Genomic DNA, 12,457 nt, shown 5'->3' on the forward strand with positions numbered 1-12,457 from the left:
ATGTCCAATCCGTCTACGCCGCCCGCCGGCTCGGGGGTTCCCAGCGCCAAGACGGTGCTGGTCGTCGACGACGAGAAGAACATTCGGCGCGCGCTGCAGTTGGTCCTTGAGGGCGAAGGGTACGGCGTTCTCCAGGCGGAGACGGCCACGCAGGGGCTCGAGACGCTGTCCAATCCCGACCCGCCCGTCGACCTCGTCATCCTCGACGTGAAGCTCCCCGACATGAGCGGCCTCGAGGCCCTCGAACGCCTCCGTCGAGACGACGCAACGAAAGACATCCCCATCATCGTCATCAGCGGGCATGCGTCGGTGAACGAGGCGGTGCAGGCGATCAAGCTCGGGGCGAGCGACTTCTTTGAGAAGCCGCTGGCGCGCGAGCGTGTGCTGGTGAGCGTGCGCAACGTCCTCGATGCGGCGCAAGCGCGGCGCGTCCTCGATCAGGTAGCCCTCTCGGAGGCCCACCGCCACGAGATGATCGGCCGCAGCGGCGCCGTGAAGAAGCTGTTCGTCGAAATCGAGAAGGTGGCGCCAACCAAAGCCAGCGTCCTCATCACCGGCGAGAGCGGCACCGGCAAGGAGCTTATCTCCCGCGCCATCCACCGCCTCAGTCCGCGCAAGTCCAATCCCTTCATCAAAGTGAACTGCGCAGCCATCCCCGCGAGCTCATCGAGAGCGAGCTGTTCGGCCACGAGCGCGGAGCGTTTACCGGCGCGCAAGCTCGAAAGCGAGGGTTCTTCGAGCAGGCGCACGGCGGCACGCTCTTCTTGGATGAGATCGGCGACATGGACCTGGTCGCGCAGGCGAAGGTCCTTCGTGCGCTTCAATCGGGCGAGATCTCACGCGTTGGCAGCGAGCACGTGATGCACGTCGACGTTCGCGTCCTGGCGGCCACCAACAAGGACCTGGCCAAGGAGGTCGAACGCGGCGGCTTTCGCGAAGATCTCTTCTTTCGCCTCAACGTGTTCCCCATCCGCAGCCCCGCGCTTCGCGAGCGGGTCGAAGACATCGGCGTCTTGGCTCAGTTTTTCATGGAGCAGTTCTCCAACGAGAACGGCACCAAGCCGAAGCCCATTGAAGCGGCCGTCCTGGAGCGCCTCACGGCCCGCAAGTGGCCGGGGAACATTCGCGAGCTGAAGAACGTCGTCGAGCGCATGGCGATCCTCTCAGGCGATCGCGTCACCGTGGCGGACTTGCCGGAAGATCCGCACGAGAGTCCCTTTGAGGACGAAGCCTCCGACGTCGGCGGCGACGTCGAGGCCGACGACGGCCCGGACCCCGCCTCCCGTGCGCCGATCCCGGAGCCAGGGTCCTACCCCACCCTGCGCGAACACCGCGAGCAGTCGGAGCGCAAATACCTCGTCGACATGCTCAAGCTGACGGGGTGGAACATCTCCCGCACCGCCGTCATCTTAGGTGTAGAGCGCACCAACCTTCACAAGAAGATTCGCGGCTACGGCATCAAGCGCGGCGAAGGCTGAGGCACTATTCTGCGGACGAACTTCTGACTCACCAAATCAGCGTGACTCCGACGGAGCGGTTCGGCGCTGCTCCTCGACGCGCTCTCGGACGACGACGAAGGTCGCCACGCCGACGAGCATGGCGATGGCGAGGATGAGCACCATGTTGCCGCGCCACTCGTTCTTCTTCCGCGTCTGCCGCGACGCTGAGCTTGGCGCAGCGGCGGGCGCCGCCGAGTACCCGGCGCGCTGTGGGCGGTCCGCCGCCAAGAGCACGCGGCGGCTCGACGGGACGGAGACGTCGCGATAGCTGCCCGACGGCACGGGCCGAAGCGCGTCGCCGAGCTTGGGCTTGCGCCCCGCCAGCGCGCGGCGCACGTCGCCGAGCATGGCGTAGGCGCTGCCGTAGCGTCGCTCGGGCTCCGTCTGGAGCGCGTGGTCGAGGATCAACGCAACCGGATCGCTCGCCTCCGGGGCGACCTCGCGAAGGGGCACCGGCTCACGCGTCGCCAGCTCGGCGCGTGAGGTGTCGGAGCCGCGCGGGAACTTGCCTGACAAGGCGAAATACGCGCACGCGGCGACGGCCCAGACGTCGGTTTGCTCCGTGGCAGCCTCGGGAGGCAGCGAGCAACGCTCCGGCGCCGCGAAGGGACCAACGCGCAGGTCGGCGAGCGCGTCACGGGTGTCGGAGCCGCCCAGGAGGCTCCCCGGCGGCGTCGCAAAGTCGACCAACCGCACCGACCCCCTCGCCGTGACGAGGACGTTCGCGGGACCGATGGCGCCGTGGACGACGCCGTGGGCGTGCGCGATCTCGAGCGCATCCAAGAGCTGCTCCATCAATCGGAGCACCTTCGCCTCGGGCATGCCCGGAGAGCCCTCGGCGCGGAGCTCCTCGAGCGCTGTCGCGAGGCTGCGCGTCTCAACAAAGTTGCGGATGACGTACGGGACTCCGTCGTCGTCGGCGCCGTCGGAGGTGACCGGCACGACGCGCGGATGACGGAAGCGATTGGCGGCGTAAGCGCTGCGAAGAAATTGGCTCCGCGCCCGCTCGCTCCGTGCGGCTTCGCCGGTGAGGATACGCATGACGCCGCGCTCGCCGCTGTCCTTGTCGCCGTGGATGACCTCGTAAGCAGAGGAGAGCGGCCCCACGCCGAGAAGCTTCACGAGGCGCCACCCCTTGATGCGGCTGCCGACGCGGCGTCGCGCAGCCTCCTCCCGCACCGTCTGCGCCTGCGTCAGGATCGGCTCCGCAGGTGTGTCGACGCGGAGCTTCACCGAGAGGGGGCTCGTTTCCGGACTACCTTCCGAGCTCATCGGTCCTCTTCATAGCGAGCGGCCAAAGGACGCGTGCGTGTGGGTAGCGGGCACGAGGCGTCATCGCGACCCGGTCGAGCCATAGCCGCCGCGACCTCGAACCGTGGCTTCGAGGTCGGCGACGAGCACGAGTTGCGCCGTCGCGACGGGGGCGATGACGAGTTGAGCGATGCGGGCGAGCGGCTCCAACGTCACCTTCTTCTTGCCGAGGTTCACGAGCAGGACCTTCACTTCGCCGCGATAGTCGGAGTCGATGGTGCCAGGCGTGTTGACGACGGTGAGGCCGTGCTTGAGCGCGAGGCCCGAGCGTGGTCTCACTTGGCCTTCAAACTTCGGCGGGATCGCGAACGCCAAGCCCGTGGCAACGAGCACGCGATCCAGCGGCTTCACCTCGATGGGCCCCTCGATGGCGGCGTGGAGGTCCATGCCTGCGGCACCCGGCGTTTGATACTTGGGCATCGGAACCGCGACCGGGCCAACGCAACTCACGGCAATGCAGACATCGGGAATCATGGGCGGAAGTCCTGCTGAGGATAGAACACCTTGTGGGATTGCCCTGAGCAAAAGATCGGCCTCCCGGTAGGCATCTGGTAGACTCTCACATCGTGGCGGCGAAGGCTCCCTCGGCGGCCGCGCGCATGCTGGGCCAATACGCGGTCTACGGCGAGCTCGCCGCAGGCGGCATGGCGACCATTCATTTTGGCCGACTCGCGACGCCCGACGGGCACACGCGGACGGTGGCCATCAAGCGGCTTCACCCGCAGTTCGCGAAGGACGCGGAATTCCGCACGATGTTTCTCGATGAGGCGCGCGTCGCGGTGCATGTCGCGCACCCCAACGTCGTCACCACCCTCGACGTCGTGGGGATGGAGACGGAGCTCTTCCTGGTCATGGAGTACGTCGTCGGCGAATCGCTCTCGAAGCTGATCCGCCAGACGCGGGAGAAGAAGAAGGTCATCCCCCCTGCGATTGCGGCTGCCGTTATGGCGGGCGCCATGCGTGGGCTGCACGCGGCGCACACGGCGCACGACGTCAACGGACAGCCGCTGCAGATCGTGCATCGCGACATCTCGCCGCAGAACATCCTCGTAGGCGTCGACGGCGTCGCGCGGGTGCTCGACTTCGGCGTCGCCAAGGCGGTAGGCCGCGCGCAGCAGACACGCGAGGGCCAACTCAAGGGCAAGATCGCGTACATGGCGCCGGAGCAACTGAACGGCGTCGTGAGTCCGCGCACGGACATCTACGCGGCGGGCGTCACGCTGTGGGAAGCGCTGACGGCAAAGCGCCTCTTCAATGCCGACAACGAAGCGGCCATCTTGGGCAAGATCTTGAGCGGCAAGGTAGAGCCGCCGAGCGCTCACGCGGGGCTTGGGCCGTCGACCGATCGGGCCACGCGCGACCTCTGGGAAAAGCTCGACGCCATCGCGCTTCGCGCCCTTTCGCGCGACGAAAACCATCGGTACTTCTCCGCTGCCGAGATGGCCGAGGCACTCGAGCGGTTGCCGCTCGCAGGCCCGCAAGAGATCGGGCGATTCGTCGAGAAGACGGCGCACGATGGCCTCCGGCGTCGCAGCGCCATCCTGAGCGCCATCGAGAAGAACGACGTGCCCTTCGGTCGCGCTTCGCGCTCGACAGAGGCGCTCGAATCGGCGAGCTACCCCGGCGCCGTGTCGTCGCGCTCGAATCCCAGCGGGACGCCGCCGGCGATTGAACGAAGCCAATTCGCGCGGGCTTCCGCTACTGCCGACCCCTCGCGGATGAAGCCGCTGCTTCTCGTGGCGGGCGTGCTCGCGCTGGGGATCCTTTTCGCTGCCGTTGGCGCCGCCGTCGCCGTCAAGACGAACGGTCCACCGAAACCGCCCTCAATCCCTCCTGCGCAGGCCGTCGAGCCGCCGCTCCGCGCGCCCGAGGCCCCTGCCCCTCTGCCCTCGGCGTTGGCGCCATCGCCCTCGCCGAAGGCCGACGAGGCGATCGAGATCATCCCGAACAACGCGCCGGCGGCGCCGGGCACGCCACGCGACCCGCGGCCGCGGAAGCCGAAGTGCGAGCCGAGCTACGTCGACGCCAACGGTCACAAGCAATACCGACCTGAGTGCCTCTGACCCCGCCGCCTCTGGCGGCGGAGAGGCAAGAGGAGTATCCGCGCATCATGACGCGCGAGCTTGTCCTCGTCCTCGACTTCGGCTCCCAGACCACGCAGCTCATCGCGAGGCGGATCCGCGAGCAACACGTCTACTGCGAAGTGTTGCCCTGCACGACACCGTTTTCGACCATCGAAAAGCTCGCGCCGCGGGCCATCGTCCTCTCGGGCGGGCCCGCGAGCGTCTACGACGACGGCGCCCCCACAATCGACAAGCGCATCGTCGAACTCGGCGTCCCGGTGCTGGGCATCTGCTACGGCCTCCAGCTCCTCTCCCACGTCTTGGGCGGCAAGGTCGAGCGCGCGGAGGCCCGCGAGTTCGGCTCGGCGCGCGTCACCGTCGCGAAGTCGGAAGGCATCTTCCATCGCTTCCGCGGAAGCGATGCGCTCGACGTCTGGATGTCTCACGGCGATCGCATTGCCACGCTGCCGCCGGGCTTTCACAACCTCGGCGAATCGGACAACACGCCGCACTGCGCCGTCGCGTGGCCGGAGCGCCGCGTCTACGGCGTGCAGTTTCACCCCGAGGTGGTGCACACGCCTCGGGGCAGTGACCTCATCGCTGCGTTCCTCTTCGACGTCGCCAAACTATCGCCCACGTGGACGCCGGGCTCGTGGACGGAAGACGCGATCGCCGCCGTTGCCAAGCGCGTCGCCCCCAACGAACACGCGATCTGCGGGCTCTCGGGCGGCGTCGACTCTTCCGTCGCGGCGGTCCTCTGTCACCGAGCCCTCGGCAACCGCCTCACATGCATCTTCGTCGACAACGGTCTCCTGCGCGAAGGCGAAGCGGAAGACGTCGTGGCCACCTTCCGCGAGAACTTTCACCTCAAGCTCATCGCCGTCGATGCGCGGGAGCGGTTCTTGTCCGCGCTGCGAGGCGTCACCGATCCAGAACAGAAGCGCAAGGTCATTGGCCGCGTCTTCATCGAGGTCTTCGAGGACGAAGCGCGCAAGGTCGAGGGCGCCAAGTACCTCATTCAAGGCACGCTCTATCCCGACGTCATCGAGAGCGTCTCCTTCAAGGGCCCGAGCGTCGTCATCAAGAGTCACCACAACGTCGGAGGCTTGCCGGAGCGCATGAACCTGTCGCTCATCGAGCCGCTGCGCGAGCTCTTCAAGGATGAGGTTCGCGCCGCCGGCGAGACGTTGGGCATCGCCCACGACTTGCTCTATCGGCATCCCTTCCCGGGCCCCGGCCTCGCCATTCGCTGCCTCGGCGAGGTGACCGAGGAGCGCCTCAAGGTGCTGCGCGCGGCCGACGCCATCGTCACCGGCGAGATCAAGAAGGCCGGCGAATACGAGCGCATCTGGCAGGCCTTCTGCGTTCTGCTTCCCGTTCGCTCCGTCGGGGTCATGGGCGATGGCCGCACCTACGAAGAGACGTGCGCCGTACGGGCCGTGACGTCGGTCGATGGCATGACGGCAGACTGGGCTCCGATGCCCTACGACCTCTTGGGACGCATCTCGAATCGCATCATCAACGAGGTGCGCGGCATCAACCGGGTCGTCTACGACATCTCGTCGAAGCCGCCCGCCACCATCGAGTGGGAGTGACGCCCGTGTGGCCCAAGCCCGCATCGCGGCGCCTTCGCCACGGCCCCCTCTCCTTGTTGGCCTTGACCGCGGTTGTTGCGGCCTGCGGCGGCGCGCAAGCGCCCGCGGCGAAGCTCATCTCGTACCGCCTGGTTGGCGAGCCCGCCAAAGCGACGGTGACCATCGACGATCAACCCATCGGTCCCCTCGAGATGGTGGCGCGGCGGGGCATCGCGCTGCCGGCAGGCGCGCATCGCATCACCGTCGAGGCGCCCGGCTACCTGCCTTGGGACCGCCTCGTCGACGCATCGACGGGCCCCGTCAAGCTTGAGGTGAAGCTCGTGCCGGTTCCGGAATAGCCCATCGATCCCCCGGCGCGCGGCGCTGGGCTGGCCCTTTTTGCCGATTCCTGGCGTCGCAAGGTCAGTGGCCCTTGCATTTCCCGACAAAACGCCCTACGTCTGCACCCCCTTTGGAAGCGCGCTGGCGCGTTTCGGCCCGTTGGAGTCCGTTCACATGTCGAATCGAGCAATCTGGAACGTCCGCAAGCGTCACGAATGGCTGGCCAAGCCGCTGGCCCGCAAGCGCGTCAAGCGCTCCACGCGCCTTCGCTGTGGCTTGCAAGACGCCATGGATCGCAAGGCTGCCAAGAAGCCCGCCGAAGGCTGAGCTTCCGCTGCGCGCTGGCCCTCGTCGGTCGCTCGCTCTACATCCCGCCGAAGGTCGCGACCGCGCCTTCGGCGGTTTTTGTTTTTGCGGCCCATGACATCGTCGCCGTCGTGCGTGCCCAGGCAACGTGGCCAGCGGGCGTGACGACGATGGTGCCCCCGAGCCCGCGAGCCCGTCGTGCTGCGAGCTCCAGGCCGCGACGCGCCGCATCCTCGGCGGCGGCACCGCCGCGCATCCAATCGAGCACCGTCTTGGCGAGACAGAGACGCATGAACGCCTCGCCATCTCCGGTGTTGGAGATCGCGCCACACTCGTCGTCGGCGTAAGTCCCGGCGCCCAAGATCGGCGAGTCGCCCACGCGCCCGACGCGCTTTCCAACCTTCCCACCGGTGCTCGTCGCTGCCGCCACGTGCCCCGCCGCGTCGCGGGCGACGGCGCCGACGGTGCCGCCGGCCCAGCCATCGCTTTCGCCTGCGCGAACGGCAACCAGGCGCTCCTTCGCGGCCTCCGTGATCATGAGCGCCTCGTCGTAGCGAGCGAAGCCCGACGCGACCGCGAACGCGTCGGCGCCTTGCCCGGCGTAGAGAATAGGTCCGCCGAGATCGAGCGCCGCCCGGGCGATGGCCACCGGATTCTTGAACGACGACAGGGCGCAGACGGCGCCCGCTGCCAAATCGGAGCCCCGCATCACCGCGGCGTCGAGCGCGAGGTGAGCGGTCGCGTCGAGGCACGCGCCGGTGCCCGCGTTGAAGACGGGGTCGTCTTCAAGGACCGTAACGGCGGCCTGCACCGCATCGAGGGACGAGCCACCGGCTTCGAGAACGGCGAAGCCCGCGGCGGCGGCCCGACGAGTTCCCTCTGCGTGACGTTCCCTCGACGCCTCCGCAACATCGCCGGCGCCACCATGAACAAGAATGGCGAGACCGCCGAACGTGAGGCTCCATGACCCCGTGACCTTGTCTTGCATCGGCGATGAAGATAGCAGCGGACGGCGCTCGTTCCGTCAGGTGCGAAGCCGCGGCCGCGCTCAGGCGCCTTGGCGGGGTGCCAAGAAGACGCGCGCCGCCAGGCCAAGGAGCAAGGCGGGAACGACGAGGCAAGACCAGAGCGGCGCCCGGCCCGCAGCGACAAGATGGAACGTGAGGATCTCCGCGCCGGAGGCCGCCACCACGAGGACGAGCTCCCGCGCGCGAAGTGTGCCCCGCGCACCAAGCACGGCGAGTGCGGCGCTGAGGAGCATCAAGACGGCGGCCACCATCCCGCGTCGTCCTTCTGCCCGCACGCCGTGTGCGGCGGCGGGACTTGGCGGAGGCGCCGGCGCGTTGGGACGAAGGATGCGGCCGTCGTCGGTGATGCGCACGCCACCCTCCGCGACGAAGGCGCCGGCCTCGCGAACGAAGGTCACCGGGGCCCGCTCCGCGGGAAAGAACGCGGAGGGCACGAAGGCTGGCGACATCGCGACGGCGAGGGCGGCGACCGCGCAGACACCGAGAGCGCCGACGATGGCAGGTAGTTCCCGGCGCGCCGGGCCCACGCCCAAGGAGGAAAGCGCGAGAAGCTCACCGCGAGTGCGCCGCCCACGGAGCGCCAGCGCCGCCGCGACGGCCACGCAAAGCGGCAGCGCCGCGGATGCGCGTGACGCGCGCTCGGCCCAAGGAACGCCGCCCTCGTCGGTCACCGCCGTCACGAGGAGCGCGAGGAGCGTCATGACGAGGGCGCCGGCGAGCGCCGAACGCGCCACGCGGCGATCCCACGCGGTGGGGATGAGGGAGGCGCCGGCGAGCTTCGACATCGACGACGAAAAGTTGCACCGAACGGCTCCCCTTGGATAGCGCGAAAGGATGCGCTTTTGCTTTCCCAGGCTCCGTGAGGCCATCCGTCAGGCAGCGCTCCTGGTCGTCCCCGCGCTCCTTTGCGCCTGCACCGGCAAAGATCCGTACAACCCGGGCACGTCGTTAGGGACCTTCACGGTCGAAGCGCAGCGCAAGACCGCCACGTGCGGCGAGCTCGAGTCGCCGCCCGATCCGTGGCGATTCGAGGTGCGCCTCGCGCAAGACGGACGAACGCTGTATTGGCTCCAAGGCGGCCTCCCCGTGTCAGGAACGCTCGACGATGCGCAGCGCACGCAGATGAAGTCCTCCGACACGAAGACGGTCCGCGAGGCGAACCGCGGTCAGGCGGCGTGCGGTGTGCGCCGCGAAGATCAGCTCGACGCAGCGCTCACAGCGAAAGAGGGCGCGAACGGGAAGCTCGAGGTGTCGAGCTTCGTCGGCACGCTCCGGTATCGGTTCGTTCCAACGGAAGGCTCCGATTGCCAAGACGTCGTCGCGCTCGGTGGCTACGCGGAGCTGCCGTGCGAGGTCGCCCTCGAGCTCCGCGGCACGCCGAAGGCGAAGTAAGCGGCGAAAGCTCGGCGCTTGGGCTCCTGAGGGCGCACGCGAGTGGGAGAGCGTAGGACAAGACGGTCCTCGCATTTCGCCACCGCGGGTGCGCGTGCTATTTTCCAGAGGTCGCCTCGCATGGGCCGAAAGGCCCCGGATGGTCCGGTCGGAGAGCACTCCGCCATGCGAAGCAGAACCCGGCTCCCAAGCCCAAACGGAAACACTCGCCTCGCCCGCAGCAACGGTTTTGCTGATGGAGCATCGAGTGCCGGCACTGCCCGGAGGAGGTAATCGCGTGAAGCAAACCCTAGTTGGCTCGAAACCGGAGGTTTCTGCGCCGTAGTGCTGTCGATTGCCGAGGTCCCTAGCCTTCTTCGTCGCCACGCGACCTGAAGCCGGGACCACCGAGCGGCCGACGTTTGCGGCCAACCCCGATTTCGGGGCCGGGCGACCCGGGTGGCAGAGTTCCACCCGGGTCGTCGTCTTTTGTGCGGGCGATGCTCGGTCTCGCGCGCGTTCGCGCCCGGTCCCGTGGTCAGGTCAACGTCGATGGCTGCCGTCGCGGGCGTGCCGCGCGAGGGCCGACGGGCGACTTGGGACTGGCGAGCGAAGACCGCACCGCGCGCCGTATTGACGGAGCGAACGCGAGCGCGTACCAATGTCGCCGCTCGCGGGGTTAACTCAGTTGGTAGAGTGCCAGCTTCCCAAGCTGGATGTCGCCGGTTCGAACCCGGTACCCCGCTCTACACGCGTTTCGTGAGAGGTCCGAAACCGAAGCCTCCGGCGGCGCGAAAGCCCTGACCCTCGACGCATCGCATGGCAAGCATCGGTCACGTCGCCGTCGGGCTTGCCGCCCGGCGATGGTACGAGCGGGATCAGAGCCCGCCCTGGGCTGCCGTCACATCGATGGTCGTCTGGAGCAGCATTTCGCTGTTGCCCGACATCGACGTCTTCGGGTTTCGCCTGGGCATCCAGTACGCCGACCCCTGGGGACATCGCGGGGCAACCCACTCGCTGGTGTTCGCCATGATGGTGGCGTTGGCCGCAGGCTTGGCGGCGCGCTCCGCAAAGTTGCCCGTCGTTCGCACGACGGTGCTGGTCGGGGCCGTCGTGGCAAGTCACCCCCTGCTCGACTGTCTCACGGATGGGGGACTCGGATGCGCGCTGCTATGGCCGTTCAGCGACGAACGGTTCTTTGCCCCTTGGACGCCTCTCCCCGTCGCCCCCATCGGTCGCGGGTTCATCTCGGGCGAGGGCTTGCGCGTCGCCTTGACCGAGCTGGCGGCCTTTTCCGTTCCCTTCATTTTCGGGCTCTGGCCCAAGCGCCGCCCTCGCCGATAGCCAGAGCGCGTGATCGCCGCGTCGTGGCGGCCGCACATGGCACACCCGACGGCCCCTGATTTCACTGCGTTGCGTGGGCACGCGTTGTGCTCGCATGGCCTTCTATGAAGACAGCGCTCGGCGTCGTGGCGTGTTCGCTTTCACTCTTCGCAACGACCCTCATCGCTTGCTCGGGCGGCGGCGCTGGCTCGATCGACTCTCTCGACGCGGGCGGCAACGGCAGCCGCGATGGAGGCGGCGACGCGAACGCGAGCGGATGTCCCGCGAAGCTTCCATCGAGCGGCGCGTCGTGCGCGCTCCCCGCGAGCACGGTGTGCAACTTCGGCTGTGCGAGCGGCGGACCTGGCTCGAGCCTCTGTCAGAGTGGTCGCTGGACGGTGCAGCTGAGCGAGCAAGCGTGCCCTCCGACCGAGCCGTTCGCGTGCGGGAAGACCACGTGCACCGCCGCGCAATATTGCGTGACGCCTTGTTGCGGTGGACCTGCGCCCGCGTGCAACCCGATTCCTGACGCGGGCGTGTGTCCCGCCGGCACAACACCATCGACCTGCAACGGCGGCCTGCCCGGCTGCGTCGACGGTCCCTGCACCCCGCCCGCACCGTATTGCGTCGACAGCCCGTCCCCGCCCCCGAGCGGCTGCACGCTGGAGGCGGGCAAGCGATCGTTCCGTTGCCTCTGCGCCTAGCAACGCAAAGCCGAGGCGCCAGCGCCCGCACCGCCCCAATGCGACCCCGCCGGTCTACCCAGTCTTCTTCTTCTTCTTCTTCTTTTTGCCCGATTCCTGGGGCGCTGCGGCGGCTGGGCCCGCCTCGGGCTCGCCACCGAAGTCGAACTCGGAGCTCTCCTGCGCTTCGTTGCCGTCGGCGATGACGGCCGGCGCCTCGGCCGCGGCTTCCGGCGCGTCGAAGGAGAACTCGCCATCGCTCTCCGGCTCCGACGGCGGTGGCGCGGGCGGCGCGGGCGGCGGCGGCGGCGGTGCGGCTGGCGCAACCGACGCGGCCGCGATGGCCGCATCCTCTGCGTCGAGCGCGTCGTCACCGAACGAGAACTCATTGGCCTCGGCGGGCTCAGCGGCCGCCGCGGGCGACGCAGCCGGAGGCCGCGCGGAAGGTGCACGTGGCGGCGGCGCGGCGCTCGGAGCCTTCGGCGGGCGCACGCTCGGGGCGCGAGCCGCGGGCGCGCTCGCAACGGCCGGTAGCGGCTCGACGGCTCCCACGACGGTTTCGTGCGCGGGCGCGGGCGCCGCCAGACGCACGGCCTCGCACGCCCTACGGACCCACTTCGAGAGCGACGCCTCGTCGCTGTGCATCTCCGTGGGAACGAGCAGCCACCCCACCATCGGCCGACCCCACGCGACCCACGGAAGCGCGCCCGCATGCGCCTGAAGCTCGGCGTAGCCGTCTGGCTCCGGCAGCTTCACGCCGATGCGGCCCTCGCGCCACACCAGCGCGAAGAGCTTCCCGTCGACGAAGAACGTGTTGCGCGCAAATACGCGCTTTCGAGCCACGCCGCCGAGCCCCGTCGTGGCCGCCTCAAGTCGCGCGTTCAGCTCTTCGAATCCACCCTTCATGAGTCCCATCCTCAGCGAAGTCCCCGGCAAGCTTGCGAGCCCGGCGTGCCG

12 protein-coding genes, 1 tRNA gene and 1 pseudogene are annotated in these 12,457 nt (G+C 68.5%); 9 read left to right on the plus strand and 5 right to left on the minus strand.

The features are described 5' to 3' along the window. Positions 1-1,478: pseudogene (locus IPG50_02985) on the plus strand (sigma-54-dependent Fis family transcriptional regulator). A 36-nt stretch (positions 1,479-1,514) separates the two neighbouring features. Here the strand turns inward: IPG50_02985 and IPG50_02990 are convergent. After that, positions 1,515-2,771 (minus strand): serine/threonine protein kinase, encoded by a 1,257-nt coding sequence (locus tag IPG50_02990; protein ID MBK6691161.1) that lies wholly within the window; start codon positions 2,769-2,771, stop codon positions 1,515-1,517. Positions 2,772-2,831: 60 nt separating this feature from the next. Continuing rightward, positions 2,832-3,284 carry a dUTP diphosphatase gene (dut, locus tag IPG50_02995; protein MBK6691162.1) on the minus strand — a complete coding sequence of 151 codons (453 nt, stop codon included), beginning with the start codon at positions 3,282-3,284 and terminating at the stop codon, positions 2,832-2,834. Positions 3,285-3,409: 125 nt separating this feature from the next. Between dut and IPG50_03000 the strand changes: the two genes are divergently transcribed. From IPG50_03000 to IPG50_03015, 4 genes are all read left to right on the plus strand, one after another. After that, on the plus strand, positions 3,410-4,873 hold the full coding sequence (locus IPG50_03000) for a serine/threonine protein kinase (GenBank protein MBK6691163.1): 1,464 nt from the start codon (positions 3,410-3,412) through the stop codon (positions 4,871-4,873). Between the two features lie 47 nt (positions 4,874-4,920). Continuing rightward, positions 4,921-6,468, plus strand: coding sequence for a glutamine-hydrolyzing GMP synthase (guaA, locus tag IPG50_03005; protein MBK6691164.1), 1,548 nt, complete (start codon positions 4,921-4,923; stop codon positions 6,466-6,468). A gap of 53 nt (positions 6,469-6,521) precedes the next feature. Further along, on the plus strand, positions 6,522-6,806 hold the full coding sequence (locus IPG50_03010) for a PEGA domain-containing protein (protein ID MBK6691165.1): 285 nt from the start codon (positions 6,522-6,524) through the stop codon (positions 6,804-6,806). Between the two features lie 157 nt (positions 6,807-6,963). Then, positions 6,964-7,116, plus strand: coding sequence for a hypothetical protein (locus IPG50_03015; protein ID MBK6691166.1), 153 nt, complete (start codon positions 6,964-6,966; stop codon positions 7,114-7,116). Between the two features lie 37 nt (positions 7,117-7,153). Here the strand turns inward: IPG50_03015 and IPG50_03020 are convergent, their stop codons facing one another. Together IPG50_03020 and IPG50_03025 are read right to left on the minus strand one after the other, a co-directional pair. Next, complete coding sequence (locus IPG50_03020; protein ID MBK6691167.1) at positions 7,154-8,083, minus strand: isoaspartyl peptidase/L-asparaginase; 930 nt, start codon at positions 8,081-8,083, stop codon at positions 7,154-7,156. 60 nt (positions 8,084-8,143) lie between these two features. Further along, entirely contained in the window at positions 8,144-8,908 is a 765-nt protein-coding gene (locus IPG50_03025; protein MBK6691168.1) for a hypothetical protein, read from the minus strand. 49 nt (positions 8,909-8,957) lie between these two features. Between IPG50_03025 and IPG50_03030 the strand changes: the two genes are divergently transcribed. The 4 genes from IPG50_03030 to IPG50_03045 all read left to right on the plus strand — a co-directional run bounded on the left by IPG50_03030 (position 8,958) and on the right by IPG50_03045 (position 11,521). Beyond that, positions 8,958-9,515, plus strand: coding sequence for a hypothetical protein (locus IPG50_03030; GenBank protein ID MBK6691169.1), 558 nt, complete (start codon positions 8,958-8,960; stop codon positions 9,513-9,515). Between the two features lie 652 nt (positions 9,516-10,167). Then, positions 10,168-10,240: transfer RNA gene (locus IPG50_03035), tRNA-Gly, on the plus strand. Between the two features lie 73 nt (positions 10,241-10,313). Then, on the plus strand, positions 10,314-10,838 hold the full coding sequence (locus tag IPG50_03040) for a metal-dependent hydrolase (GenBank protein MBK6691170.1): 525 nt from the start codon (positions 10,314-10,316) through the stop codon (positions 10,836-10,838). A gap of 104 nt (positions 10,839-10,942) precedes the next feature. Beyond that, positions 10,943-11,521 (plus strand): hypothetical protein, encoded by a 579-nt coding sequence (locus IPG50_03045; protein MBK6691171.1) that lies wholly within the window; start codon positions 10,943-10,945, stop codon positions 11,519-11,521. 54 nt (positions 11,522-11,575) lie between these two features. Here the strand turns inward: IPG50_03045 and IPG50_03050 are convergent, their stop codons facing one another. Continuing rightward, positions 11,576-12,406, minus strand: coding sequence for a TfoX/Sxy family protein (locus IPG50_03050; GenBank protein MBK6691172.1), 831 nt, complete (start codon positions 12,404-12,406; stop codon positions 11,576-11,578). Positions 12,407-12,457: the final 51 nt, after the last annotated feature.

The sequence above is a fragment of the Myxococcales bacterium genome, from assembly GCA_016703425.1.
Classification (GTDB): domain Bacteria; phylum Myxococcota_A; class Polyangia; order Polyangiales; family Polyangiaceae; genus JADJCA01.

Excerpts from the sequence above, each read along its gene's own strand:
- IPG50_02990 (MBK6691161.1), bottom strand. The coding sequence starts at position 2,771 with ATGAGCTCGGAAGGTAGTCCGGAAACGAGCCCCCTCTCGGTGAAGCTC.
- dut (MBK6691162.1), bottom strand. The coding sequence starts at position 3,284 with ATGATTCCCGATGTCTGCATTGCCGTGAGTTGCGTTGGCCCGGTCGCG.
- IPG50_03000 (MBK6691163.1), top strand. The coding sequence starts at position 3,410 with ATGCTGGGCCAATACGCGGTCTACGGCGAGCTCGCCGCAGGCGGCATG.
- guaA (MBK6691164.1), top strand. The coding sequence starts at position 4,921 with ATGACGCGCGAGCTTGTCCTCGTCCTCGACTTCGGCTCCCAGACCACG.
- IPG50_03015 (MBK6691166.1), top strand. The coding sequence starts at position 6,964 with ATGTCGAATCGAGCAATCTGGAACGTCCGCAAGCGTCACGAATGGCTG.
- IPG50_03020 (MBK6691167.1), bottom strand. The coding sequence starts at position 8,083 with ATGCAAGACAAGGTCACGGGGTCATGGAGCCTCACGTTCGGCGGTCTC.
- IPG50_03025 (MBK6691168.1), bottom strand. The coding sequence starts at position 8,908 with ATGTCGAAGCTCGCCGGCGCCTCCCTCATCCCCACCGCGTGGGATCGC.
- IPG50_03030 (MBK6691169.1), top strand. The coding sequence starts at position 8,958 with ATGCGCTTTTGCTTTCCCAGGCTCCGTGAGGCCATCCGTCAGGCAGCG.
- IPG50_03040 (MBK6691170.1), top strand. The coding sequence starts at position 10,314 with ATGGCAAGCATCGGTCACGTCGCCGTCGGGCTTGCCGCCCGGCGATGG.
- IPG50_03045 (MBK6691171.1), top strand. The coding sequence starts at position 10,943 with ATGAAGACAGCGCTCGGCGTCGTGGCGTGTTCGCTTTCACTCTTCGCA.
- IPG50_03050 (MBK6691172.1), bottom strand. The coding sequence starts at position 12,406 with ATGAAGGGTGGATTCGAAGAGCTGAACGCGCGACTTGAGGCGGCCACG.